This is a genomic window from Paraburkholderia sp. CNPSo 3076, assembly GCF_026343935.1.
Lineage (GTDB): Bacteria > Pseudomonadota > Gammaproteobacteria > Burkholderiales > Burkholderiaceae > Paraburkholderia > Paraburkholderia nodosa.
Genome location: NZ_JAPMAL010000059.1, coordinates 1 through 24,800, shown reverse-complemented (window position 1 = coordinate 24,800; position 24,800 = coordinate 1). Strand labels below are relative to the sequence as shown.

The window sequence follows — 24,800 nt, the reverse complement described above, 5'->3', positions numbered from 1 at the left end:
TGAGGTCGCGGGCGGGGGAGGCGGCGGTGGCGGGGGCTCCGTCGGCGCTTGCGCGCCCGGCAGGATGGGGGGTTCCGAAGGCGTCGTATAAGCCGGCTGCGCGGTTCCCTGCGCCAGCGCGCACACGCTCGTTCCCGCGAGGGCGGCGCAGAGCAGCAGGGCAAGGCAATGTTTCCACAACTTCATATGAGTGGCTCCGTGCACGGCGCCGCGCGAGGCGACAGTGTCGGCAACGCTACGGCGGGGGCGGGTACGTTCTGACCATCGATCCTATACCGGGTTCGCAAACGCCGGACCGCAGCGGTTCATGAAACATGGGGACGCGGCAGGGGCGCTTCAACCATCGCGCGCCGAATGATTGGTTATTGAAGCGCAACAACCATAAATCAATTGGGGTGATTTGAAGCAAATTGTTGTCGTGGCTGCAACGCTGACTTGTTGCTTATCGGGATGGTTTTTCGATAGCCCGTGTTTACACTGGCTCCCACGTGTCCGACACGTTGTCTGGATTCCGCCGGCTGGCCAGCATGGGTTGCAAAGCTTGCCGGGTACCGCCTCGAAGGAGCATCGCCATGAAGCAGTCCGTTATGCTTGCCGCCCTGCTGGTCAGCGCCGCCACCGCCTTTGTTACTGCGCCCGCATTCGCTGGCGGCGATACGGCGACGCCGGCGGTTCAATCGCTTTCCGTCGCGGCGGTGGCCACGAACGCCCCGAAAACGCGCGCCGAAGTGAAGGCCGAGCTGGCCAGCGCCCGTGCTCACGGCGAACTGAGTCTGGACCCGAATTCGCCGGCTTATCCGCAGCAATACGCGATGGGTGGCTATACCGCGCCTCGCGAGCAGGTCACGGGCTTCTTCCACGCTCGCAACGTCGCCAACTGACGCTTTGGCGGGTGCGCGCCTCGCTTGAAAAGCGGGCCGCGCAGCGCGGCGACACCCCTTCTCTGTTTCCTTCCGCGCTTTCCTTGCGAGAGTCTGGCGTAGCCTCCCCGCCGGGCGGCGTACAATTTTTGTCATGCGGCAGCGCGCCAGGTGCGCTGCCGACCCCATGGCAGAGAGGATCGCGGTGCGGCTGGCTTGCCTGCCGGCGCTGCGAAGGCGGAACGCAGGGACATGGACCAGATCGAATGCGTGGTGATCGGTGCGGGCGTGGTCGGCCTCGCCGTAGCGCGGGCGCTTGCCGCGCGCGGGCGCGAGGTGATCGTGCTCGAAGCCGCCGAGGCCATCGGCACCAGCACCAGTTCGCGCAATAGCGAGGTCATTCACGCCGGGCTCTACTACCCGCGCGGCTCGCTCAAGGCCACGTTATGCGTGCGCGGGCGCGAAATGCTCTACGAGTACTGCGCGTCGCGCAACGTCACGCACGCGCGCTGCGGCAAGCTGCTCGTCGCGACGGCGGCGAACCAGATTCCGCAACTCGAGGCGATTCGCGCGCGCGGCAAGGAAAACGGCGTGTTCGACCTCACGCGCATCAGCGGGAGCGAGGCGCTCGCGCTCGAACCGGCGCTCGAATGCGTCGCGGCCGTGTACTCGCCGCAAACCGGCATCGTCGACAGCCATCAGCTCATGCTCGCGCTGCAAGGCGACGCCGAGCGCGACGGCGCCGTGATCGCGCTGAAGTCGCCGGTCGAGTCGATCGATGCGCTGGGCAGCGGCTTCACGGTGCGAACGGGCGGCGGCGCGCCGATCGACCTCCGCGCCGCCTGCGTCATCAATAGCGCGGGCCTGTATGCGACGAAGCTCGCCAGGCGCATTCGCGGGCTCGACGCGCGGCACGTGCCGCCGTTCTATCTGGCGCGCGGCAATTACTTCAGCGTTTCGGGTCGCGTGCCGTTCTCGCGTCTCATCTACCCGATGCCCAACGACGCGGGCCTCGGCGTGCATCTCACGCTCGATCTGGGCGGCCAGGCGCGCTTCGGCCCCGACGTCGAATGGATCGATGCGGTCGATTACGACGTCGATCCCCGCCGCGCCGATTCCTTCTACGCGCAGATCCGCACCTACTGGCCCGCCCTGCCCGACGGCGCGCTGCAGCCGGCCTACGCGGGCATCCGCCCGAAGCTCTCCGGGCCGGGCGAACCCGCCGCCGACTTCATGATCCAGGGCGCGGCATCGCACGGCGTGCGCGGCCTCGTGAACCTGTTCGGCATCGAGTCGCCGGGGCTCACGGCTTCGCTCGCGATCGCGCAGCGCGTGTGCGAGATGGCTTCGTTCGATTGATCCGGTTTTGGGCCGTTCTTCCGCTTAAGCGGCATCATGCCGCTCACTTATCTCCGGCATTGCAGCGTCACCGGGGCTTGCTTCGTTGTTAAGCTTCTTCGCGACGCCGCCACCAGAGCGGCTCAGAGGCATGCGCGGCGCGCGCCACACCAAGGCGCCGCGCGAAAACCCAGCGAACGAATCGCCACAATACTGGAGTGAGTCACATGAAATCGTCCCGCCGCAGCTTTCTGATCACGAGCATCAGCGTCGCTTCGACGCTCGCGCTTTCGCGCCAGGCCTTCGCCGACGCGCCTAAGGCTGCCGAATCCGATCCCACCTCCCAGGCGCTCGGCTACAAGCTCGACGCGACCAAGGTCGACAAGGCCAAGTTCGCGAAGTACGCCCCCGGCCAGGACTGCAGCAACTGCACGTTCTACCAGGGCAAGGCCACCGACGCGTTCGCGCCGTGCCCGATGTTCGGCGGCAAGCAGGTCGCGGGCAAGGGCTGGTGCAGCGCCTATAACAAGAAGGCGTGATCAAACGGCGCGGGCGCGCAGTACGTAGACCCCAGTACGTAGACCCCACGCGCCTGGCTGCCCGCGCACGTCGTTCATGAAAGCGCAGGCGCGCTAGAGCCGCGCCTGCAGCAAAGGCGGCCGACGGTTGAACCACGGGCGCGCCGCCTCCAGTTGCGCCGCGAGGCGCAGCAACAATGCGTCGTTGCCCTCGCGTGCGGCGAACTGAACGCCGATCGGCAGCCCACGTGCGTTCCACGCGAGCGGCACCGACATCGACGGCTGGCCAGTCAGGTTGAAAAGCTCGGTGCAGCCCGCCCACGCGAACGCCTTGTTCGAGGCTTCGGTCAGCAGCTTTCTCATCAGCACTTCCACCGGCATGGCCGTGACCGCGCGCATCTGGATGCGCTCGCTCTGGCTCGGCTTCAGTTCGCCGATTTTCACCGGCGGCGCCGCGAGCGTCGGGCACAACAGCACGTCGTAGCGCTTCATCAGGTCGGCGAGTTGCGCCGTGATGCGCTGCTGCACGTCGAGCGCCGCGGGCAGCTCGCGCTCGCCGAGCTTCTGGCCGATGTGCGCCATGGCCCAGGTTGCGATCTCGAACTCCTGGCGGCGCGGCTTCGTGCCGGTGATGTCGTCCGCGTGCAGCACGTACTGTTCGGCCACCACCGACCACAGCATGAGGAAGGCTTCGCGCGCCTGCGCGTAGTTCACGGGCAGCGAATACGGCTCCACGCGGTGGCCGAGCGACGTGAGCAGTTCGGCGGCGTCGTCGAGCGCGCTGCGCACTTCCGGCGAGAGCGTGTCCGCGAACATCGGCTCGGTCAACAGCGCGATGGCGAGCGGCCTCGACCCGTCGAGCGGCGCGCGCGCGGCGGCGAGGAAGGTACCGGGCGCGCCGGCAGGCAGCGCGGGATCGCCGGCGATCAGGTCGAGCATCAGCGCGCTGTCACGCACGCTGCGCGACACCGCGAGATCGACGCCGAGCGCGCCGGGGGGCGGCGGCACGTCGGACGCCGGCTGGAACGCGCGCGACGGCTTGAAGCCGAAGAGTCCGCAGCACGACGCCGGGATGCGGATCGACCCGCCGCCGTCGGACGCATGTGCGAGCGGCACGATGCCCGCCGCGACCGAGGCGGCCGCGCCGCCGCTCGAGCCGCCGGGCGTGTGATCGAGGTTCCACGGGTTGCGGCAGGGGCCGAACAGCTCCGGTTCGGTGTAGGGCATCTGCCCGAGTTCCGAGGCGCTCGTCTTGCCGAAGATGTTCAGGCCCGCGGCGCGAAAGCGCGCGACCACGGGCGCGTCGGTGGTGGGAATGTAGTGGCGGTAATGGCGGCTGCCGAGCGTCATGCGCAGCCCGGCCACCGCCGCGCCGAGGTCCTTGACGAGAAATGGCACGCCCGCGAGCGGCCCTTCGCTCAGCGCGTTCACGCCGTTGCCGGACGCCTCGATGCGCCGCGCGCGCTCGCGCGCCGCCTCATAGTCCTTGAGGACGATGGCGTTGATCGCGGGATTGGTGGCTTCCGCACGGGCGATGGCGGTGTCGAGCAGCTCGCGCGCGCTCACCTCGCGGCGTCGCACGAGATCGGCGAGGCCGATGGCGTCGTATTCCAGATAGTCGGACTGCAAGGCGCGCACTCCTCGTCGTCGGGTTGGGGCGGGCTTAAGCGATACGGGCTACGCAAGGAGTGTAAGCGGGCGGCGCGCCCGCCGGGGTTGTCGTTGCGCGCGCATCGACGCATCAAGGCGTGCGCAACGACAGCCGGGCGTCGACGCAACAAGTGCCGCCGCCCGCGGTACCAGGGTATTACAGATGCTCGGCGAGGAAGCTCAGCGTGCGGCCGTGCGCGAGCGCCGAAGCATGCTGGTTGTACGAGGCGCGCACCGAGCAGTTGAAGCCGTGATCGGCGTTCGGGTACAGGTGGAATTCGGCGTTCGGGCGGCCCGCGAAGCGCTCCTTGACCTGGCCCACCGCCGAAAGCGGAATGCCGTGATCGAGTTCGGCGTAGTGGAAGAGAATCGGCTTGGTGACCTTGTCGGCGAGATCGAGCTGATTCTGGATGCCGCCGCCGTAGTAGGACACCGCTGCATCCACCGAGCCGCCGGCGGCCGCCAGGTAGGCAAGACGGCCGCCGAAGCAGTAGCCGATCGCCGCGACCTTGCCCGTGCACTCGGGCAGCGCGCGCAGCGCGGCGGCCGCCGCGGCGATGTCCTCGACCACGAGGTTGACGTCCGTCTTCTGCATCAGCGCGATGCCGCGATCGCGGTCCGCGCCCACGTAGTCGAGCTCGACGCGCGGGGCCGCGCGCCAGAACACGTCGGGGGCGATCGCCACGTAGCCGTCGAGCGCGTATTGCTCGACGACGTCGCGGATGTGCCCGTTCACGCCGAAGATCTCCTGCAGGATGACGATGCCCGGACCCCTGCCGCCCTTGGGCAGCGCGAGGTACGCGCCGAAGCTGTCATTGCCGGCGGGAATGTCGATCCATTGGGTCGAAACGCTCATGTTGTTTCTCCGTGTTCATCAAGGAGTCATGCGACGCGCCGCAGTGGGCTGGCAGGCGGCTCGCACACTGCCCGCGACGCGTCGCGAAATCGGGGAGCCAGTTTGCCATAGGCCCTTGACTCTCTGCAGCGCACGCCACCGAAAACTCGTTCTCGCAAGCGGATCGTAATGATCTCGATTATTCATTTTTCGGGCACGAGGGCTTTGGCTAGAGTCGGTAGCGATTCGTACCGTCATCGCTCATTCAGCCATATAAGGATCGCCTTATGAGTTCTGCTCCCGCATTGCGCACGTCGCCCGACCTTTCCACGCCGTTCAGCCGCCGCTTCGGTTTGCGCCTGCCGCTCGTGCAGGGGCCGATGGCGGGCGGCCCGACGACACCCGCGCTCGTCTCGGCGCAGCGCAAATCGTCGCTGCGCTCGATGCCGAATGGCGCGCGCTTCTCGGCCAACTACCCGGCCAACTCAGTCACGACGCGTGAGGCACGCGGCCGCGTGAGATGCGAGTCTGCAACGCATCGGCGTCCGAAATTAATCGAATGCTTACTTGAACCGGCACGCGCAAAAAAGCGCGTGCTCGACGCCCGCGCGACTCGCAAACGTTATCGCGAATGCGAGGGATTTTCATATCGTCGCGACGCGTCCTGGTGTATTCCCGGAACGCCTGCGCTAACACACCAATAACTCCCGTCAAATAAACTCAAAAACGATTCGCTCGGGACCCCTCAGGGAATATCCCAGTAATTGGATCCAAAGTCGGGATGCCTTATTACATAAGGCTTGCGGCCGATTGATCAGGGTTTCGAACTGTTCTTGCAGTACGCATATTGGTACTCGCACCAATATCTGAAAAAAGTCCCCCAAATTAATTTGATCACCTACACTTGCGCGCAAGTATGGATGGGCGGCCCGCCATGAACGGGCCATTCGCCATGCTGGCCAGGTGCATCAAGGATGCATCCTGCGTGGTCGTCCGCACGGGGAGCGACACGTTCGGGGCGCGGGAGCACTGGGCGATTACGTAGCTTTTGGGTTCGAAACTGGAGACTTACATGACTATCAAGCTTCACAAGCTGTTGCCGATCAGCGCTGCGGCCATTATGTTCGCGTCGTTCGCAACGGCAGCGAGCGCAGACGTTACGGTCAAGATTGGCCACGTCGCGCCGCTCACGGGTGGGATTGCGCACCTCGGTAAAGACAACGAAAACGGCGCACGTCTCGCAGTCGAAGAGATCAACGCGAAGGGCCTCATGATCGGCGGCCAGAAGGTCACGCTCGTGCTCGACGCACAAGACGACGCAGCTGACCCGCGCACGGCCACCCAGGTCGCGCAGAAGCTCGTCGACGACAAGGTCGTTGCCGTCGTCGGCCACCTGAACTCGGGCACGTCGATCCCGGCGTCGAAGATCTACAGCGATGCAGGCATCCTGCAGATCTCGCCGTCGGCCACGAACCCGGCCTACACGCAACAAGGCTTCAAGACGACCTACCGTGTCGTGGCGACCGACGCCCAGCAGGGCCCGGCGCTCGCGAACTACGCGGCGAAGAACCTGAAGGTCAAGACCGTTGCCGTGGTCGACGACTCGACGGCTTATGGCCAGGGTCTCGCGAACGAATTCGAGAAGACCGCCAAGTCGCTCGGCATGAACGTGCTGTCGCATGACGCGACGAACGACAAGGCCGTGGACTTCCGCGCCATTCTGACGAAGATCAAGGGCGAAAACCCCGACGCGATCATGTACGGCGGCATGGACGCCACTGGCGGCCCGTTCGCCAAGCAAGCCAAGCAGCTTGGCCTGCGCGCGAAGGTGCTCGCGGGTGACGGCGTTTGTACCGACAAGCTGGCCGACCTCGCCGGCGACGCGACCGACAACATCGTGTGTTCGGAAGCGGGCATGGCGCTCGAAAAGATGCCGGGCGGCAAGGAATTCGAAACCAAGTTCGAGAAGCGCTTCGGCCAGCCGATCCAGATCTACGCACCGTTCACGTATGACGCTGTGTACATCATCGTCGATGCAATGAAGCGTGCGAACTCGACGGATCCGGCAAAGATCCTCGCCGAAATGCCGACGACGGACTACAAGGGCGTGATTGGCGAGACGACCTTCGATTCGAAGGGCGACCTCAAGCACGGCGTGATTTCGCTGTACAACTACAAGTCGGGCAAGAAGTCGCTGCTCGACGTCGTGAAGATGTAAATCGCTTAGCGATTTCGCTCACGCGATTGGAAAAGCCCGCGGCTCAGTTTAGAACTGGGCCTGCGGGCTTTTTTTTGTTTGAGGTTGCGAGCGACGCAGTAGTCGATGCGCTTTTAGATGCCCAACCGCCGCAACACCTTCGGCCCCGCAAACGCCACGAGCGCCGCGCACAACGCCACCACGGCAAGCCCGACTGTGAGGTTGGTCACCTGGGTGATGCCGCCGATCACCACCGGCCCGAACAGCAAGCCGAAATAGGCGATGCCCGCGACGTGCGCGAGCCCTTCGGCCGCGTGGATGCCCTTCACGCGCGCGGCGGCCGCGAACAGCACCGGCATCATGTTGGCGAGGCCGAGGCCCATCAGCGTGAAGCCCGTGAGCGCGGTGAACGAGTACGGCAGCAGCAGCGCCCCGATCATGCCCGCGCACGCGAGCGAGGCGCTCGCCATCACGAGCTGCGGCGCGCCAAAACGCGCGCGCACGGCGTCGCCGGCGAAGCGCGCCGCGGCCATGCCGCCCGAGAACGCCGCGTAGGCCGCGCTCGCGAGCGCGGGTGTGGAGAGCACCACGTCGCGCATGTAGACCGTGGCCCAGTCGTACATCGCGCCTTCGGCGATCAGGGCGATGAGCGCGATGGCGCCGAGCGCCCAGAGCGCGGGCGTGCGCCAGCGGTTGCCGGTTTTCGCGTGCTCGCCGTGCGTGGCGTGCGGCACGTGCGGCAGCACGGCCGGGCACGAGACGAACAGCACGAGCGCCGCCAGCGCCGACGCGAGAAATAGATGCAGCGCCGGCGCCATGCCGCGCGCGAGCAGCGCGCCGCCAATCGCCGCGCCCGCCATGCCGCCCAGGCTGAACATGCCGTGCAGCCCCGACATGATCGGCTTGGCGACGGCTTCTTCCACAGCGCTCGCTTCGGCATTCATGGCGACGTCGAGCGTGGCCATGCCCACGCCGAAAAAGGCGAGCACGACGATCAGCATCCAGTAATAAGGCACCACCAGGATCAGCGCGCCGCACACGGACATCGTCAGGCCGCCGGTGAGGCAGGCGCGGCGCGAGCCCACGCGTGCGATCCAGCCGCCGATGGTCGTCATCGCGGCGATCGAGCCGCCCGCGACCGCGAACAGCGCATACGAGAGCAGGGCCGGGCTCAGATGGAACTTGTCGCGCACGGTCGGCACGTGCACGCCCCACGACGCGTACATCATGCCGGCGACGAAAAAGAGCGCCATAGTCGCGATGCGTGCGCGATGGCGCGTGGCGGCGGGCAGCGCCCGATGATGGGCGGCTGGGCTCGCCACGGCGAGGGCAGGATCGGTCGGTCGGTCGGACACGGGAATTCCGGGCAGAAGGAAGAGAAGGGACCAGGAAGGCGCCTGAAAGCAAGCGATGATTCTAACGAAGGTGCGACTGGCCTGTCGCAGCGCGTTGCCCGGGCCAGCTGCTCTAATATCAGGAGGATCCATCGTTCGAGGACGCGCCCTTGAAGATTCCCGCCCACGCCCCGCTGCATCTGCTGCACCAGGCGCCCACCGGTGCGCTCGCCACGCACTCGCGCGAGCCGCGCGGTTTCCCGTATCCCACGCTGCTGCCGTTCGCGCCCGACGCGCGGCACCGCCCGGTGATCCTGGTGAGTCACCTGGCCGAGCACACGCGCAATCTGCTCGACGACCCGCGCGCGGGCTTTCTCGTCGCGCACGCAAGCGACGCCGACGTGCTGAACGCCCCGCGCGCCACGCTGCTCGGCCGCTTCGAACCGCTCGAGGCGGCCGACCACGAAGCGAACGAGGCGCTGGCGCGGCGCTACGTGCGCTATCACCCGGACGCCGAGCGTTATCTCGCACTCGGCGACTTCACCTTCTGGGTCATGCACGTCGAGCGGCTGCGCTATATCGGCGGCTTTGGCGCGATGGGCTGGATGGACGGCGCCGACCTCGACACGCTGGCGCCGCTCGCTCCCACCGAAGAAACCACGCTGATCCGCTTTTTCGAAACGCACGCCGCGCGCCGCGCCGGACTGGATCTCGCGGGCGTGGATCGCTACGGCGCCGATCTCGTGATCGACGGCGCCCGCACGCGCTTCGTTTTCGATGCGCCGCAGCCAGATTTGCAATCCTTGCATGCGGTGCTGGCAGACTGCATTGAGCGCCATACGCAATGACGGGATTTTCTGCCCATGCGGGCGTTATCCGCCGTTCTATATAGCGTGTCGCCACATGCTGCTTCGCAGCAACCGGTTTCTGTCCCCGTTGATTGGCGCAAAGTTGTCATGCGATGAAATGTTTGACGTATTTCAACGCATTTAATTTTCATCCGCTGCTAATTATGAGACGTGGATTTATCCGGCAAAAGCGGGATTTAGTAAAAATACCGATTTGCACGAAATGACAATGAGTTAGGCGCTTGCAGGAAGGCCGTGGATTGGAAATCTGGCTTTAATTATTTTTATTGCTTACACGCATCCCGACATTCAAATTTGTGTTAATCTCGCCACCGATTTCCGAGGCACGCATCTATCAATCGGCATACTGGCGCGAGATCAGTAGCCATTAAGATCAAACCACAAGGGCACCTATGTCTTCCTACAAGGAACTCCTCGCTCAGCGAGAAAAGCTGGAAAAGCAGATTGAAGAGGCGAAGGCTCGCGAATATGCCGAGGTCCTCGACGAAATCAAGCAGAAAATGTCCGACTACGGCATTACCCTGGCAGAACTCGGTGGCGGCCGCGCCAGCGCCAAAGCCGCGAAGGCAGCCAGCCGTTCGCGTGCGAGCGTCGCGCCGAAATACCGCGATCCCGACAGCGGCAGCACCTGGTCGGGCCGCGGCAAGCCGCCGCGCTGGATCGCCGGTCAAGACCGCGATCGTTTTCTGATCCAGAAGTAAATCAACTTGTCAGCGGCGCGTTTGAACGCGCTGCGCATGAGTGAAAGCAGGAGCGGAGTCGGGCGAGGTATCTCCCGATTCTCGAAAACAAGAAGCCGCGCAGTCCGGGGACGCGCGGCTTTTTGATTTTCTGCGCCACGCGCGATTGGATCGAGCCGTGTCCGTGGCATGAATGCGAATGCTTCCTGGTATTGTAGGCATCTGATTTAAAAGAGATTTTTAGGGCTATCCATAAAATCGACGCACACAGTCGCTACAATCGCGGTTATTCCCTAATTTGCTCTCCCGCCGCGCATGACTTCTTCCTCCGCCCCACCGTTATCAGATAAACACGAGGTCGCGCGCCGCACGACGTGGGTCAGCGTTGCCGTCAATAGTGTGCTGGTGGTGCTGCAAATCGTCATCGGCGTGCTTGCGCATTCGCAGGCGTTGATCGCCGATGGCGTGCATTCACTGGCGGATATCGTTTCCGACTTCGTCGTGCTGCTGGCCAACCGGCATAGCGGCGCAAAGCCGGACGCCGATCATAACTACGGCCACAGCCGTTACGAGACGGTCGCGTCGTTATTCCTCGGCGCATTATTGATTGCGGTGGGCGTCGGCATGCTGGTGCGCGCCGGCACGCGCATCATGAATCTCGGCGATATTCCGGCGCTGCACGTGAGCGCACTGGTCGTGGCGCTCCTCGTGCTGGTTTCCAAGGAAGGGCTGTTTCGCTACATGCTGCGCGAGGCGCAGCGCGTGCGCTCGGCCATGCTGATCGCCAATGCATGGCATGCGCGCTCGGACGCGGCGTCGTCGCTGGTCGTGGCGATCGGCATCGTGGGCAGCCTCGCGGGCGTGCGGCTGCTCGATCCGATCGCGGCGGCCATTGTCGGTTTCATGGTCGCGCGCATGGGCTGGGTGTTCGGCTGGGACGCGCTGCAGGACCTCTCCGACCGCGCGCTCGACGAAGCCGCCGCCGCGGACCTGCGCGCGCTGCTGATGGACACGCCGGGCGTGCTCGACGTGCACGAGATGCGCACACGCAAGACCGGCGACCTCGCGCTTGTGGATGCGCACATTCTCGTCGATCCGCTGATTTCGGTTTCGGAAGGGCACTACATCGCGGAGACGGCGCGCGCTCGCCTGCTCACCGATTCACGCGTGCTCGACGCGCTGATTCACGTCGATCCCGAAGACGACATGCACGTGCGCTCCGTAGCCAACCTGCCTGCACGCGACGATGTGGCAGAGCGCCTGCGAAACGCGCTGGCGGAGCATGACGTGCATGTCGAAGCCATCACGCTGCACTACTTGAGTACCGGGCTGGAGATTCAGGTGGTGCTGGCCGCGGCGGACGACGCGCGCCGCGTGGCCTCGGTGGACCTGGAAGCGCTGCGTGCCCGCCTCGGCGCAAGCAAGCTCGACGTCATGCAGCCGCTCGATGCGCATGGCGCGCTGGCCGTGCACGACAAACCGCGTGAGGCACATTGAACCGCGCCACGCAGTAGGAACGCACTGCGCGGCAGAGAAGCCGCCGCGCTATGCTGGCTTCACAGCGGCAATTGCGTATCGAACTTGATTTCCCGCAGCACGACGCTCGTGCGCACCTGCGCCACCGCGGGAATGCGGAAGATGCGTTCGTGCAGGAAGGCGTCGTAGGCCTTGATGTCGGGCGCTACGATCTTGAGGATGTAATCCGATTCGCCCGTGGTGCTGTAACACTCGGTGACTTCGGGGCAGGTGGCGATCTCGCGTTCGAAGGCTTCGACGCCGCCTTCGGTGTGGCGCGTGAGATGGATATGCGCGAGTGCGCAGACGTGCAGGCCAAGCTTTTCGCGATCGAGCAGCGCCGTGTAGCGCTGGATCACGCCCGACTGTTCCATGTCCTTGATACGGCGCCAGCAAGGGGTGCTGGAGAGCCCCACCTGGTCGGAGATTTCCTGGACCGAACGGCGCGCGTCGAGCTGCAGCAGGCGCAGGATCTTCTGAGAGAACGTATCGAGTGTCAACTGCGCCTCCATTGCGTCGCTGTATTCCTGAATGTTAGAGGCCAGGAGAACAGAACGCAATGCAAAGCGCTGGTGATGAGGGAGATTACCTAATTTGCCGGAGTGCTCGCGGCGTTTTGCCCTGAGTCGTCCCCATCAGCGGCGAGCGCGGCTTGCTGCGCGCGCAAGTCGGCCAGCATGTTGCAGAAGAGGGCGCCTTGCTCGATCGCGTCGTCAAGGGCGACGTGCGTGTGCGGATGATCGTCGAACCAGTGCTTCGGAAAGCGCGGCTTGATGCACTTGCGGTACGGCAGGCCCGTCATCGCGAAGGCGAGCGTCTTGATATCGAGCGCCGACCACGAGAACGGGCAACGCCCGGCAAAGCGCATCATGTACCAGAACATGAAGGTGAAATCGAAGCCCGCCGGCATTGCCACGAACACCGGCTTGCCGGGCAGCGCCCCGACCCATTCGACATAGGCGACGAGCGCCGCCGCCGGGTCTTGCAGATCCTTGCGGCACGCGGCCCAGGCTTCGGGCTGCGTCTCCCACCAGGCGGCCTGCACCGGATGCGGCGCCGCGCCTTCGAGCATCTCGAGATTGGCCGAGAACGTGGCGATCAAACGCTTGTCGGCGGTGTACGCCGCCGAAGCGAAACTCAGCATCGAATGCGGGCCGGGAATGGGACCATCGGCCTCGACGTCGGTGCTGACGTATATCTCCTCAATAGCGGCTTGATTCATCGTACTTTTCACTCTCATCCAGGTACGCCATCTGCGACGTAGGGGTTGGAGCGGCGCTCCTCGCCGAATGTCGAAACCGGGCCATGGCCCGGCACGAACGTGATGTCGTCGCCCAGCGGCCAGAGTTTTTCGCGGATCGAACGGATCAGGTCCGCATGATTGCCGCGCGGAAAGTCCGTGCGGCCGATCGAACCCGCGAACAGCACGTCGCCGACCGTGGCGACCCGGTGCTTGCGGCTGAAGAAAATCACGTGACCCGGCGTGTGCCCGGGGCAGTGATAGACCTCGAGTTCCTCGCTGCCGAAGCGCACCGTGTCGCCGTCGTGAAGCCAGCGCGTGGGCTCGAACGCTTCGGCGTGGCCGAAGCCGAAGCGCACGCTCTGCTGCGGCAACTGGTCGATCCAGAAGCGCTCGTCTTCCTGCGGGCCTTCGATCGGCACGCCGAACTTCGTGGCGAGCGCCTTCGCGCCGGCGCAGTGGTCGAGGTGGCCATGCGTGAGCAGCACCTTTTCCAGCTGCACGCCCTGACGCTCGATCTCGGCTTCGATGCGTTCGAGGTCGCCGCCCGGATCGACGACGGCGGCGCGGTTCGTCGTTTCATCGACGAGCAGCGAGCAGTTTTGCTGGAACGGCGTGACAGGAATCAGCGTGACTTTCATGCGGGGATCGTAGGGTTCGGGTCTCGCGGGGCGGGCGCAGCAATGATTCGAAAGCGACGGTGCGCGCCGGCGGCCCCAGCCAAAGGATCGATTGTACCGGGGTGCAGGAAGTGCCGCCGACGCTGCTCGCGTCAGCCGAAATCCCTTGTCTGACAAGGGATGCGGCGGCGCAAGACGAACGGCTTTGTTACGCCAATAGTGAAAAATCATGGAGGTTTGTGGGGCAGAGGCGTGACAGGAATAACTTTTGGGTATAATGCGACCCATCACGCACGGAATTCGTGCTTTCAAAGGGCGGTGTGACCTTCGTAAAAAAAGAGGTCGCATACATCGCCGTCAAGCAGTGCTGTCGTTGAAGGCTGGCCGAAAGAGGCTGCCTTACAAGATGGCAAATCAGGTGTCGATCCGTTCGACGCCGCACGTCTTGCCCAGCCAGGTGCCACGCGCCTGCAACGGCCTACATGCCGTGACGCTGGGTGGGGCCTACGCCGCCGTTCCTGTGCGCCGAGAGTTTCCGGCGCGCCTGAACGAGTTTCATCGTTCGATGGCGGCATGTGGGGTCTGGTCAGGCTGCCGGGGACAGGTTGCGCCAGACGTGAAAGATAACTAGCGGTTAGCGGCTTGTTAGGGCTGCATCCGGGCATTGGCACGCGTTCGCCTTTTTCATTCCAGGCGAGCGATGGCGAAGCCATGCCTGCGACCGCCGAAGCCTTTCCGACAACGCGCACACATGGCGCGGGACGGGCTTCGAAAACGTGATGGCAATGTTATGAACCTTAGACTGACTCGACGACGACTCGGGAGTCTCGCAGCCGTGTCCATTCTGGCCGGTTGCGCCATGCCGCCTGGCCCGCAGGACCAGGCGGCCAGCGACGCCCTTCGCACGAAGGACGCCGCATTCACCGCGCCGCAGGGCTACGGCTCCGCGCTCGCTGCGCTGCCCGCATCGGGCACCGCGAAGGACAGCTCGCTCGCAAACGCCGAGGCGATCGACGAGAACGGCGCGGACGTCCACTCGTTCCACCAGACCGGCCGCGCCTCGTGGTATGGCCGCGCGTTCCACGGCCGCCGCACCGCAAGCGGCGAGCGCTTCAACATGCAGGCGCTCACGGCTGCTCACCGCACGCTGCCGCTCGGCTCGTATGTGCGCGTGAGCGTGCCCAGCACGTCGAAGTGGGTGGTGGTGAAGATCAACGACCGTGGCCCGTACGCGCGTGGCCGCGTGCTCGACCTCTCGTATGCCGCCGCCAAGATCCTTGGCGTGCAGCACGCCGGTACGGCGAAGGTGAACATCGAAGGCCTCTCGCGCCAGGAAGCGAAGGTCGCGCAAGCGGAGATGGTTGCCGCGAACTCGAACATCGATCACTAAGCGCTTTCGTTTGGGCGTGGCGCTGAGTGCGCCGCGACGCGCCCAAAGCTGAAGCGCTCGGCACAGTCGGATGCATACGCGAAGGGCCGCCTTGTTGGGCGGCCCTTCGGTTTTCTGGCTCGTGCTTTTGACGGCTTCGGCTGGCGACTCAGTCGTTCTCTTCTTCCTCGCCTGCCCCCTTCAATTCCAGCGCCCGCGCGTAGAGCGCGTTGCGCGACGCGCCCGTGAGCGCCGCCGCGATCTTCGCCGCGCCTTTCAACGGCACTTCCTGAAGCAGCACGCGCAAGAGCGCGTCGTGATCGGCTTCGCCATCTGCTTGCTCGCTCGCGCCTTCCACCACCAGCACGAACTCGCCGCGCTGACGGTTCGCATCCCCTGCGAGCCACGTTGGCGCTTCGGCCAGGGTGCCGCTCCAGAGCGACTCGTGTAGCTTCGTCAATTCGCGGGCGATGAGGAGGCGGCGCGCGGGACCGAACGCATCGGCGAGCGACTGCACGGTTTCGACGATGCGGTGCGGGGCTTCGTAAAACACCATCGCGTGCGTATGCGTGGCGAGCGGCTGCAGTGCGGTTGCGCGTTGCTTCGGCTTGGGCGGCAGAAAACCGAGGAACGTGAAGGTCGAGACCCAGTCCCCGGCGGCGGAGAGCGCCGTTGCGAGCGCGCTTGCGCCGGGCAGCGGCACGACGTTCAAGCCGGCGGCGCGCACGGCATCCACGAGCTTCGCGCCCGGATCGGAAATGCCCGGCGTGCCCGCGTCGGACACGCAGGCCACGCGCTCGCCCGCGCGCAGAAACTCGATCACGCGCTGCGCCGCCTCGCGCTCGTTGTGCTCGTGCACGGCGACGAGCGGCTTCGAAATACCGTAGCGCGCGAGGAGCTGGCCGGTGTTGCGCGTGTCTTCGGCGGCGATGCGATCGACGAGGCCGAGCACGTGTAGCGCGCGCAAGGTGATGTCGGCGACATTGCCGATGGGCGTGGCCACGACGTACAGCGTGGCGGCCGGATACTGCTGGGCCTGTGCGAGTTCGAAGGGGGACGAGAGGGACGTCATGACACGCAACGCGCGAATGCAGGTAAAGAGGCCGCCATTGTGCCACGCGGGCGCGAGCGCACCCGAGGGAAGCGGCGCGAACGAACGCGCACGCGCAGACAACTTTTGCGCGCGAGCGCAGTCGAATGCCAAACGCCGCGCGACAGGCGCGCGTTTCGAAGCGCACGCGCTGGCGTTTTTGCGGCGCGAGCGCCTGGAACTGGTCGCGCGCAACGTGAATTGCCGCGGCGGGGAACTCGATCTCGTGATGCGCGAGCGCGACGGCACGCTGGTATTCGTGGAAGTGCGCGCCCGCGCACGGCAGGAATTCGGCGGCGCGGCGGCTAGCGTGGGATGGCGCAAACAGCAGCGCGTGCTGCGGGCGGCGCGCTACTTTCTCGCGACGTGGCGCGGCGCCGGTGCGGACGGCGAAGCTCACACGCAGGCGCGAACGCCGCCCGCGTGCCGCTTCGATGTGATCGCGTTCGAGAGCGGCCGGCTCGTGTGGCTGCGCGACGCGTTTCAACCGGAAGCACACGAGAGCTAAAACAGAGGCTAATAAAAGAAGGGTGAAAATGAATGCCCTCGAGTGCGCTAAACTTGCGGCACGCCGCACCACGCGGAAATTTTGCGATACCCGCAGTACAGATTAGAGAGTCGATGTCCGTCGAACGCATTCAACAGCACTTCCGCGATAGCGCAGCCATTACGCTCGCGACCATGGAAACCCTGGCGGTCCCGATTGCCGCCGCGGTCGATACGATGTTCGCCGCGCTCGCGAACAGCAACAAGATCCTCGCATGCGGCAATGGCGGATCCGCCGCCAACGCCCAGCAACTCGCCGCCGAACTGATCGGCCGGTTCGAGCGCGAACGCCCGGGCCTGCCCGCGCTCGCGCTGACCACCGACGCCTCGGTGCTCACCGCCGTTGCCAACGACTACGCGTACGAACAGGTATTCGCGAAGCAGGTGCGCGCGCTTGGCCAGCCCGGCGACGTGCTGCTTGCCATCACGACCTCGGGCAATTCGGTGAACGTGCTGGCCGCCATCCAGGAAGCGCACGAACGCGAAATGGTCGTGATCGCGCTGACCGGCAAGGGCGGCGGCGACGTGAACGGCGTGCTCGCCGATACCGACATCCAGCTGTGTGTGCCGGGCGACCGGACGGCGCGTATTCAGGAAGTGCATCTGTTAACACTCCACTGCCTGTGCGACGGCATCGACGCGATGCTGCTGGGCGAAGACTGACACCGTAAGACGAAGAGAGGGGAAGTTGATGAGCAGATACGGCATGACGCGCGCGCTGGCACGGACCACGCTGACGATCGGCTTCGCAGCCTCGCTCTGCGCAAGCTTGCAGGGCTGCTTCCTGGCGCTGGCGGGCGCGGCGGGCGGCACAGCGCTGGTGGCAACCGACCGCCGCACGGTGGGATCGCAAACCGAAGACCGCGAGATCCAGGTGAAGGCGCTGGCCGATCTCGGCAAGCAACTGCCCGACACGGCGCACGTGAACGTGGCGGTGTTCAACCAGCGCGTGCTGCTCACGGGTGAAGTGCCCGACGACGCCTCGAAGCAGAAGGCGGAGAGCATCGTGCGAGCCGTGACGAACGTCGCATCGATCGTCAACGAGCTGGCGGTGCAGCCGGCCAGCTCGTTCTCCTCGCGCGCGAACGACTCGTACCTCGAAGGACGCGTGAAGGGGGAGCTGATTGCCTATAAGGGCATCTCCGCGAACAACTTCAAGGTGGTGAGCGAGCGCGGCACGATCTATCTGATGGGCCTCGTTACGCCGGATGAAGGCAATATCGCCGCCAACGCGACGGCAGGGGTGATGGGCGTGGCGCAGGTGGTGAAGTGCTACCAGTACATCGACGCGCAACAGGCGGCGGTGGCGACGGCGGCTGCTGCCAGTGCGCCGGCGGCGGCGCCTGCTGCCGATGCGCCGACGGTGGGGGCGGTGCCTGATTCGGGCGTGACCTCGCAGCCTATTGAGCACCAGGCGCCCGCGCCCGTGACGAATTCTTCGGCCACGAAGCCGGGGAATACGGGGGCTTTGTGATGCTGCGTTTGGTTGGTGGGGTTGTGGTTGCTGGGGCTCTTGTTGGGTTCGCTTCGCCGGCTTTTTCTGCTGTGGCGGATGGGTTGAAGGTCGCTCAGGCGAATGCTTGCATGGGCTGCCATGCGGTGGATCGCAAGCTTGTGGGACCTTCGTTTAAGGATGTCGCCACGAAGTACAAGGGCGATGCCGCGGCCCAGGCCAAGCTGGAGAAGAAGGTGCGAGACGGTGGGGCTGGGGTTTGGGGGGCGATTCCTATGCCCTCGCACCCGGGGATGAGCGCCGCCGATGTCCATTCTGTCGTGACGTGGGTGCTCGCTGGGGCGCCTTCGAAGTAGTTTTGCTTGGGGTCAAATTTGACGCTTGGCAAAACGGATTTTGTGTGTGTAGAATCGGTGATTCGTTGGGGCGGTAGCTCAGCTGGGAGAGCGTCGCGTTCGCAATGCGAAGGTCGGGAGTTCGATCCTCCTCCGCTCCACCAAGAAATCCCTTTAAAACCGGTCACTTAGGCCGGTTTTTTCATTTGGGCGCTACTTCCGTCGTCGTTGGTTTGACACCCCGCAGGGTGACATCAGGGTGACAGGCGGGTGCCTGCCTACTGCCAAGAATGACATAGGGTCTGCGGCAGGGTCAATCCTCTGCCTGGCGTCGCCGCGAAGCGCCTAGCGATCCGCTTTCCAGGCCTGGACCGCTCTTAACTCTGATGCGTCTCGTCTCGCGTTCCTAGACTTGATCTTTCAGGTCGGAGCACATGGGAGGTCGGCATGCACGAACGCAGGGCCGGACCACGCAATCACGAAGCCGCTCCTCACCATCTTCGCCGTATTCATCGCAGCCCGAAGGGCCATAACAGGTTGCTGAAATACCGTTTTGCAGGGTGCTCAGAAGCAGTTTTCAGGGGCGGCCTATCCCTTGCCGGAGTCGCGCGAGCGGCATGCAGGACTTCCTATGAGGTCGGCAATTTTTTGTGAAACCCTCCCCGAAGGTATTTCAGCAACCTGCTAAGGCGGGTGACGCGAGGCTGCTCGCACGTTTATCTCCTAACGCGCTAGCCCTCTGGTCCAGTGTGGCCAGACAGTTGTCAGGCGCAGGTCTGCTGGATTCAGTCGACGGGGAACTGCTGCTTTGCTACTGCGAAGCGTACGCGCGGTGGTGCGCAACCGGAGATCCCCGCGTGCCTCTGGTTCCTCACTAGGCAGAAGCGCGCCCGCAAGGATGAAGTGCTGTTCATCGATGCTCGCAAACTCGGGCGATCCGTTAGCAGGGTGCAGATCGAACTGACCGACGAAGATATCTCCAAGATTGCCGATACGGTGTATGCGTGGCGTGGTGATGCCGAAACGAAGACCGATTACTCCGATGTTCCTGGCTTCTGCCGCAGCGTTAGTCTTGCGGAAATCGCTGAACACGGTCATGTGTTGACACCAGGCCGTTATGTTGGTGCAGAAGAGGTCGAGGACGACGATGAAGCTTTCGCCGAGAGGATGCAAAAGCTGATCGAGAAGCTGGGCGAGCAAATGGCCAAGGGCGTTGAGCTCGATGCGCTAATTCGGCAGAAGCTGGGGGGGCTCGGGTATGAGTTCTGAATGGCCTCAAGTTCGACTTGGCGACCTCATCGAAGTTAGACATGGCTGGCCATTCAGGAGCGAGCTATTCTTCGAGGAAAAGACTGGGGAAGGAATCGTCGTTGCAGTCGGAAACTTCCGTTACACAGGCGGATTTCGCTTTGACGAAACCGCGACCAAGGAGTATAGGGGTGAGTATCCGAGCGATTACAAACTTGAGCCCGGCGACATCCTGCTGGTAATGACCTGCCAGACAGCGGGTGGTGAAATTCTGGGGATACCGGCGAGGGTTCCTAGCGACGGTCGGCTCTACCTTCATAATCAGCGACTGGGCAAGGTTGTGGTGAAGCGTACTGATGAGGTCCTGCCGGACTATCTGTACTGGTTGTTCCTGTCAGCGTCATTCAACCAGGCGCTCGTTTCGACCGCGTCTGGGACGAAAATTTTACACACTTCACCATCGCGCATTTGCGATTTTAAATTCGCGCTGCCACCTATTAGCGTACAACGCGAAGTTGCGGCGACTCTCTGGTCTTTGGAGAGTCGAATCGACCTTCTGCGTCAATCCAACGCCACCCTCGAAGCCATTGCACAGGCTCTTTTTAAGTCCTGGTTCGTCGACTTTGACCCGGTTCGTGCAAAGGCCGAAGGCCGTGATCTGGAGGGGGTGGACCCGGAGACGGCAGCGTTGTTCTCGGATGGGTTCGAAGAGTCGGCGCTGGGGCTGGTGCCGAAGGGGTGGACGACTGGAATTCTTGGAGATCTGGTGTTTCTGCGAAGTGATCGCACGAAACCGACAGCGAAGACCGAGGCATTGCCGTACGTGCCGATCGAGAGTATTACGTCGAAGTTACCGTTCCTCGAGCACTGTAAATCTGGGACAGAGGCTAACAGTAGTTTAACCCTGTTTAAGGAAGGCGATATTCTCTTTGGAGCTATGCGCCCGTACTTTCATAAGGTATGCATGGCTCCATTCGACGGAGTAACCCGGACTACGGTGTTCACGCTTGCCCCCAAATATTGCAATGCCGCCGCGTACGCGTTGTTCCAAATGTTCCAGGTGTCGACGATTGAATACGCAACGCAGCACTCGGAGGGTTCGACGATCCCATATGCGAAGTGGCCAAACTCGATGGAGAAGATGCCGATTGTTCGACCTCCAGATGTGCTTCAGGAGGCGTTCACCAGAATCGCTGGTTCACTTATACAAAGAGCAAATAGCAACATCGCACTTTCGCAGACGCTCGCTGGTGTGCGGGACAACCTCCTTCCTCGCCTGATCTCGGGACAGCTCCGCCTTGCCGAAGCCGAAGCGATACTGGACGACGCTGCATAGAACAACGCACACAACGGGGCCGAGAGAGTCATGACCGAAGATCAACTAGAACAAGAAGCACTCGACTGGCTGCGGGAAGTGGGATACAGCCATCTCTACGGCCCCAATATTGCTCCCGATGGAGAGTCGCCGGAGCGCAGCGACTACCGACAGGTGTTGCTGTTTGATCGACTGCGCGAAGCCATCAATCGGCTGAACCCCGCGATCCCACCAGGGGCCCGCGAAGATGCTCTGCGGCAGGTCGTCAACCTCGACACGCCGGTTCTGCTATCGGCTAACCGTATCTTCCACCGCTTTCTCGTCAACGGCGTGCCAGTTGAGTATCAAAAGGATGGCGAGACGCGTGGCGACTTTGTGAGGCTGATCGACTTCTCCGACGCTGCCGCAAATGAGTGGCTGGCGGTCAACCAGATGAGGATCGAGGGGCCAAAGCATCCTCGCCGTCCCGATATCATCCTGTTCGTGAACGGCATGCCGTTGGTGTTAATTGAGCTGAAGAACCCGGCTAACGAGAAGGCCGATATCTGGGAAGCGTACAACCAGATCGAAACGTACAAGGAGCAGATTCCCGTCATCTTCGAGTACAACGAGATCTTGGTCATCTCCGACGGTAGCGAAGCGCGGATGGGCTCGCTGTCGGCGAATTCGGAGCGCTTCCTTGCATGGCGGACCATCGATGGCAGGATGCTTGATCCACTTGGGCAGTTCAACGAACTCGAAACGTTGATTCGCGGCATACTTGCTCCCAGCTATCTGCTCGACTACCTGCGGTTCTTTGTGCTCTTCGAGGACGATGGCGGGCTGGTGAAGAAGATCGCGGGCTAGGCACGTAGAAGCACAGGGAGTCGCTCCACCATCGATATATGTAGCTGCATTGATCGCTCATCTTCGACCCATCCCAATCCTGAAGTCGCGGCACGCCGGCAGGCCTCTAGGATTTGATCGGGATCTGCTGCATCGCGAAGCAGCCTCAATCCAGCCTCTTGCGCTGTGCGATAGTCGCCGAAGAATGCTTTGATGTCCCACTGTAAGCGTTGCTCGAGCTGTCGGTAGGCGAGCCGCCGTGAAAACTGCTGCGTAGCCAGGTAGAGGCACACGTCGTCAGCGCGGGTAGCGGCTGCCCGGGCAAGCAGGTCCTGATCGTAGTGGCGCGAGAGCATGCGCATCGCCTTTCTCAGACTGCCACACCGGGAGTCAATCTCCTTGAGATCCGCCACTTCGTCGGGCTCAGGGAGGCGCCCTAGATCCAGCGCGGTAGCCCACAACGAATCGAGATGGCGCTGCGCCTTTATGAACTCCTGTTCGGAGTTCGAAGGCCGCGGCGGCTTGGCATGCTTCTCCGTGCGCTCTGTGGTCGCACGCACGCTCGGATTTCCCAGTGTCAGGAGACGAGCAGCAACTCCGCGACTGCGGAAGCGGCCGGCGTGGAACCGTTGCTCACTGTCCTTGTCTGAAAACACGAATGCCACGCCTGGACCTGCCATAAAAGCGTCCTGCTGTAAGACGTCTTCGACGTAATTCTTGAACTCGGCTTGACTGAAGTATTTCTGAAATGTGTTCCGTGAGGTGATAAACCCATCCCGGAAAGGTCGGCCAGCGGGGGCGCTTCCTTGCAGCATCACCCCGATTGCAATGACGCGGCGAGTCAATTTGAACGCCTTGTGCATGGCGTCCACCCGCTCGGCTGGATCTTCGATAACATTTACTACAAATCCCAGATTTACAACCTCCGCCTCGATGATAGGTTGGTCAGCTGCGAAGTGAGGATCCCATCCATGTGCGGTGAGCCCATTTGCCTTCAAATTGGCCACGTCTCCTCCACGACCACAGCCGTAGTCAAAGAAGGTAGTACCCGGCGGCAACAGACCATGTCGCAGCAAGAGCTGTAGAGGTGCCGAAAGGCTGTTGCGGGTTAGCGCGGTCAGGTGTCTCTGTACTGTACTATCGATCTGGTACCGTGCCGTAGCGTCGTCGCTAAAGGTCTCGTTGCCGAGTGGGACAAGTTCGTCGCCAGCTAAGCGATAACCCTTGCTGGCGATTAGCCTTTCCCAGTTGCGCTTAAAGCCGATCGTGGTCGTGTCATCAAAAAGTCCGAGCGACTCGGCAGTGGAGGTTAGCCGCCCCCAAGCTTCTCGGCTTGGATACGTTTCCGGCACGAGAAGCTCCTTCCGGTGCAGAATAGGGGGATTCAACGAATCGGTATAGGTCCGGTATGACGGCGTGTCGGTCGAGCCGGGAGCGAAGGTCCAACTTGCTGAAAGCTCAGGGAATGGATCTGTGTCGAACTCTCTGTAATTGAGGAGGGAGAGGCGACCCGTCCGCAGGTTGAGCTTAGCCACGTTAGGTGCGTGATTGGTCGTTATACGCAAGTAACGTATAGCCTCTGCGATCCGCTGCTTTTGCGCAAAGTCGTCGAGTTGCTCCAGCCCGGAGAGATGGACGTACAACTCATCGACAACCCGCTTACCGATTTTGTTAGCCATGTATCTGAATTTTGACCAGTGTTCAGCTTTGGCCACTGAGCCACAATCTGCTCGGCACTGAAGCGTTTGCGTTTATCGCGCGGCTCCTTTCCTATCGAAAAGTCCGCCGAAAACTCGCTTACATATGAGCACTGTTTACCGGGGGCCGCTCATGCGCCATTATCCCCAGTTCACGGTGGTCTGCAAATCCCGGGAGAGGTCACAAGCGCAACGCGGCGCTCGAACGCTTCAACGAGACCATGGCACCCGAAGAAGCGATCGCGATATGCTTTGTCGAAGGTTACTGTGTAATGGCCCACCAATGGCACCCGGTGCGAAAATTCGTAGTCGACACAGCCGAAGTGGTCGAGAGTTCGATTGCATTTTCAAATGACCTCGCGCGATGCCCTTCTCCGGGGCATATCCGAAATCGTTGGCGAGCCTTTTCCCCGCCCCGCGGCCTCCACCGAGATTGTTCGATCCTCCTCCGCATTTCGTGCGACAGCGTGAATGGCGACGGCACGCTTAATGGAGGACCTCCGTCGAAGCCATTCCGCCAAACCCGAAGGAGTGGTGAACCCCGTCGTGCAACCCGACGGAATTAACGAATATCAATCCGCATGCACCAGCCGGTATCCTCCGGATCATAGGCAGCGCGTAGCCCAATTTTTTCAGACGTATCCGATTTCATCTCCACGTTTGCGGCCTGACGATCATTTGATCGGGCGAAACATTTCGCCCGTCTAGACACCGGTCGCAAAGCCGGGCCGGCTGTTTTCGCCTACATCGTGGAGCCACGGAAATGTCGGAACAAGGAAAACGCAATGGCACGCTGTACACGTTCGCAACCATCGGCGCACGCACCGAGCGCGGCGGCTACATCACGCACGCGAGTTCAGGTCTTGTCATTTGTGGATTTAGAGCCGCACTAGTCCATTGCGTCATTGAAAAAGCACCTTATTTGGTATTCAATGAAACACATGGAAAAGATGAACTTAACCACGCTTGAGCGCAAACAATTGCTGTCGGCGGCTCGTAGTCAAACGGTGCGCGCAGCAGACACGCGGCGTGCCCGGTTGATCCTGATGCTTGACGACGGAGAGACACGTGAGGCGATCATGCAGCGGCTGCGCTGTGACTCCCGCTTCATTAGCCGTTGGTCGAGCCGGTTTCTGGCCGAGCGGCTGGCAGGCCTGTACGCGCGCCATCCCGGACGAGCCCCGGTGCATCCGCCTGAAAAGCTGGAAGCGCGGGTTTTGAATCTCACGCTCAAGCACCGGCCTGCGGACGGCTCGACGCATTGGA

General features: G+C 63.0%; 25 protein-coding genes, 1 tRNA gene and 3 pseudogenes. 20 read left to right on the top strand and 9 right to left on the bottom strand.

From position 1 onward, the window contains the following. Nucleotides 1-186: pseudogene (locus M3A49_RS39655) on the bottom strand (hypothetical protein); the annotation flags it as partial. A 386-nt stretch (nucleotides 187-572) separates the two neighbouring features. On the opposite strand from M3A49_RS39655, the gene M3A49_RS39650 reads away from it, so the two are divergent. From M3A49_RS39650 to M3A49_RS39640, 3 genes are all read left to right on the top strand, one after another. Next, nucleotides 573-881 (top strand): DUF4148 domain-containing protein, encoded by a 309-nt coding sequence (locus tag M3A49_RS39650; protein WP_266233666.1) that lies wholly within the window; start codon nucleotides 573-575, stop codon nucleotides 879-881. A 231-nt stretch (nucleotides 882-1,112) separates the two neighbouring features. Beyond that, nucleotides 1,113-2,219: an NAD(P)/FAD-dependent oxidoreductase gene (locus M3A49_RS39645; protein ID WP_254358400.1), complete on the top strand. Its 1,107-nt coding sequence runs from the start codon at nucleotides 1,113-1,115 to the stop codon at nucleotides 2,217-2,219. 206 nt (nucleotides 2,220-2,425) lie between these two features. After that, nucleotides 2,426-2,737 carry a high-potential iron-sulfur protein gene (locus tag M3A49_RS39640; protein WP_266233665.1) on the top strand — a complete coding sequence of 104 codons (312 nt, stop codon included), beginning with the start codon at nucleotides 2,426-2,428 and terminating at the stop codon, nucleotides 2,735-2,737. Between the two features lie 93 nt (nucleotides 2,738-2,830). Here M3A49_RS39640 and M3A49_RS39635 read toward each other — a convergent pair whose 3' ends face one another. Continuing rightward, complete coding sequence (locus M3A49_RS39635; RefSeq protein WP_266233663.1) at nucleotides 2,831-4,345, bottom strand: amidase; 1,515 nt, start codon at nucleotides 4,343-4,345, stop codon at nucleotides 2,831-2,833. A 178-nt stretch (nucleotides 4,346-4,523) separates the two neighbouring features. Further along, nucleotides 4,524-5,222, bottom strand: coding sequence for a dienelactone hydrolase family protein (locus M3A49_RS39630; RefSeq protein WP_266233662.1), 699 nt, complete (start codon nucleotides 5,220-5,222; stop codon nucleotides 4,524-4,526). A 266-nt stretch (nucleotides 5,223-5,488) separates the two neighbouring features. Here M3A49_RS39630 and M3A49_RS39625 point away from each other — a divergent pair, with 266 nt between their 5' ends. Together M3A49_RS39625 and M3A49_RS39620 are read left to right on the top strand one after the other, a co-directional pair. Then, the gene (locus tag M3A49_RS39625) at nucleotides 5,489-5,905 is read left to right on the top strand and encodes a hypothetical protein (RefSeq protein ID WP_266233667.1); all 417 of its coding nucleotides are present in this window, start codon (nucleotides 5,489-5,491) and stop codon (nucleotides 5,903-5,905) included. Between the two features lie 368 nt (nucleotides 5,906-6,273). After that, complete coding sequence (locus M3A49_RS39620; RefSeq protein ID WP_266233661.1) at nucleotides 6,274-7,419, top strand: branched-chain amino acid ABC transporter substrate-binding protein; 1,146 nt, start codon at nucleotides 6,274-6,276, stop codon at nucleotides 7,417-7,419. A 113-nt stretch (nucleotides 7,420-7,532) separates the two neighbouring features. Here M3A49_RS39620 and M3A49_RS39615 read toward each other — a convergent pair whose 3' ends face one another. After that, the gene (locus tag M3A49_RS39615) at nucleotides 7,533-8,753 is read right to left on the bottom strand and encodes an MFS transporter (protein WP_028203153.1); all 1,221 of its coding nucleotides are present in this window, start codon (nucleotides 8,751-8,753) and stop codon (nucleotides 7,533-7,535) included. Between the two features lie 149 nt (nucleotides 8,754-8,902). On the opposite strand from M3A49_RS39615, the gene M3A49_RS39610 reads away from it, so the two are divergent. The 3 genes from M3A49_RS39610 to M3A49_RS39600 all read left to right on the top strand — a co-directional run bounded on the left by M3A49_RS39610 (nucleotide 8,903) and on the right by M3A49_RS39600 (nucleotide 11,778). After that, complete coding sequence (locus M3A49_RS39610) at nucleotides 8,903-9,580, top strand: HugZ family protein (RefSeq protein WP_266233660.1); 678 nt, start codon at nucleotides 8,903-8,905, stop codon at nucleotides 9,578-9,580. 413 nt (nucleotides 9,581-9,993) lie between these two features. Then, nucleotides 9,994-10,302, top strand: coding sequence for an H-NS family nucleoid-associated regulatory protein (locus M3A49_RS39605; RefSeq protein WP_028203151.1), 309 nt, complete (start codon nucleotides 9,994-9,996; stop codon nucleotides 10,300-10,302). A gap of 294 nt (nucleotides 10,303-10,596) precedes the next feature. Further along, entirely contained in the window at nucleotides 10,597-11,778 is a 1,182-nt protein-coding gene (locus M3A49_RS39600; RefSeq protein WP_254358394.1) for a cation diffusion facilitator family transporter, read from the top strand. Between the two features lie 59 nt (nucleotides 11,779-11,837). On the opposite strand, the gene M3A49_RS39595 is transcribed toward M3A49_RS39600, so the two are convergent. From M3A49_RS39595 to M3A49_RS39585, 3 genes are all read right to left on the bottom strand, one after another. After that, a complete protein-coding gene (locus M3A49_RS39595; protein ID WP_174479506.1) occupies nucleotides 11,838-12,308 on the bottom strand; it encodes an Lrp/AsnC family transcriptional regulator in 471 nt (156 codons plus the stop codon). Between the two features lie 77 nt (nucleotides 12,309-12,385). Beyond that, nucleotides 12,386-13,018, bottom strand: a complete 633-nt coding sequence (locus tag M3A49_RS39590; protein WP_266233659.1) for an exonuclease — start codon at nucleotides 13,016-13,018, stop codon at nucleotides 12,386-12,388. Between the two features lie 14 nt (nucleotides 13,019-13,032). Then, nucleotides 13,033-13,677 (bottom strand): MBL fold metallo-hydrolase, encoded by a 645-nt coding sequence (locus M3A49_RS39585; RefSeq protein WP_028203149.1) that lies wholly within the window; start codon nucleotides 13,675-13,677, stop codon nucleotides 13,033-13,035. Nucleotides 13,678-14,446: 769 nt separating this feature from the next. On the opposite strand from M3A49_RS39585, the gene M3A49_RS39580 reads away from it, so the two are divergent. Beyond that, nucleotides 14,447-15,046 carry a septal ring lytic transglycosylase RlpA family protein gene (locus M3A49_RS39580; protein ID WP_254358392.1) on the top strand — a complete coding sequence of 200 codons (600 nt, stop codon included), beginning with the start codon at nucleotides 14,447-14,449 and terminating at the stop codon, nucleotides 15,044-15,046. 148 nt (nucleotides 15,047-15,194) lie between these two features. Here M3A49_RS39580 and rsmI read toward each other — a convergent pair whose 3' ends face one another. Further along, nucleotides 15,195-16,097, bottom strand: coding sequence for a 16S rRNA (cytidine(1402)-2'-O)-methyltransferase (gene rsmI / locus M3A49_RS39575; RefSeq protein WP_266233658.1), 903 nt, complete (start codon nucleotides 16,095-16,097; stop codon nucleotides 15,195-15,197). Between rsmI and M3A49_RS39570 the strand changes: the two genes are divergently transcribed. The 9 genes and pseudogenes from M3A49_RS39570 to M3A49_RS39535 all read left to right on the top strand — a co-directional run. Continuing rightward, nucleotides 16,096-16,623 (top strand): YraN family protein, encoded by a 528-nt coding sequence (locus tag M3A49_RS39570; protein WP_266233657.1) that lies wholly within the window; start codon nucleotides 16,096-16,098, stop codon nucleotides 16,621-16,623. The genes rsmI and M3A49_RS39570 overlap by 2 nt on opposite strands. A 113-nt stretch (nucleotides 16,624-16,736) precedes the next feature. Beyond that, nucleotides 16,737-17,324, top strand: a complete 588-nt coding sequence (locus M3A49_RS39565) for a phosphoheptose isomerase (protein ID WP_028203145.1) — start codon at nucleotides 16,737-16,739, stop codon at nucleotides 17,322-17,324. 28 nt (nucleotides 17,325-17,352) lie between these two features. After that, entirely contained in the window at nucleotides 17,353-18,135 is a 783-nt protein-coding gene (locus tag M3A49_RS39560; RefSeq protein ID WP_266233656.1) for a BON domain-containing protein, read from the top strand. After that, the gene (locus M3A49_RS39555; RefSeq protein WP_266233655.1) at nucleotides 18,135-18,470 is read left to right on the top strand and encodes a c-type cytochrome; all 336 of its coding nucleotides are present in this window, start codon (nucleotides 18,135-18,137) and stop codon (nucleotides 18,468-18,470) included. Before M3A49_RS39560 ends, M3A49_RS39555 begins: the two co-directional genes overlap by 1 nt. A 67-nt stretch (nucleotides 18,471-18,537) precedes the next feature. Beyond that, a tRNA-Ala gene (locus M3A49_RS39550) sits at nucleotides 18,538-18,613 on the top strand. Between the two features lie 486 nt (nucleotides 18,614-19,099). Continuing rightward, nucleotides 19,100-19,327 carry a P27 family phage terminase small subunit gene (locus tag M3A49_RS42845; RefSeq protein ID WP_416339105.1) on the top strand — a complete coding sequence of 76 codons (228 nt, stop codon included), beginning with the start codon at nucleotides 19,100-19,102 and terminating at the stop codon, nucleotides 19,325-19,327. Further along, nucleotides 19,296-19,718, top strand: a pseudogene (locus tag M3A49_RS39545) (N-6 DNA methylase); the annotation flags it as partial. The gene M3A49_RS42845 and the pseudogene M3A49_RS39545, both read left to right, overlap by 32 nt. Beyond that, nucleotides 19,708-21,033, top strand: coding sequence for a restriction endonuclease subunit S (locus M3A49_RS39540; RefSeq protein ID WP_266233654.1), 1,326 nt, complete (start codon nucleotides 19,708-19,710; stop codon nucleotides 21,031-21,033). The pseudogene M3A49_RS39545 and the gene M3A49_RS39540, both read left to right, overlap by 11 nt. A 30-nt stretch (nucleotides 21,034-21,063) precedes the next feature. Beyond that, nucleotides 21,064-21,855, top strand: a pseudogene (locus tag M3A49_RS39535) (type I restriction endonuclease); the annotation flags it as partial. Here M3A49_RS39535 and M3A49_RS39530 read toward each other — a convergent pair. Beyond that, the gene (locus tag M3A49_RS39530) at nucleotides 21,855-23,552 is read right to left on the bottom strand and encodes a DNA phosphorothioation-associated putative methyltransferase (protein WP_266233653.1); all 1,698 of its coding nucleotides are present in this window, start codon (nucleotides 23,550-23,552) and stop codon (nucleotides 21,855-21,857) included. The pseudogene M3A49_RS39535 and the gene M3A49_RS39530 overlap by 1 nt on opposite strands. 745 nt (nucleotides 23,553-24,297) lie before the next feature. Here M3A49_RS39530 and M3A49_RS39525 point away from each other — a divergent pair. Then, nucleotides 24,298-24,504 carry a hypothetical protein gene (locus tag M3A49_RS39525; protein WP_266233652.1) on the top strand — a complete coding sequence of 69 codons (207 nt, stop codon included), beginning with the start codon at nucleotides 24,298-24,300 and terminating at the stop codon, nucleotides 24,502-24,504. Continuing rightward, a partial coding sequence (locus M3A49_RS39520) for a helix-turn-helix domain-containing protein (protein WP_266233651.1) occupies nucleotides 24,467-24,800 on the top strand: 334 nt, incomplete at its 3' end. The genes M3A49_RS39525 and M3A49_RS39520, both read left to right, overlap by 38 nt.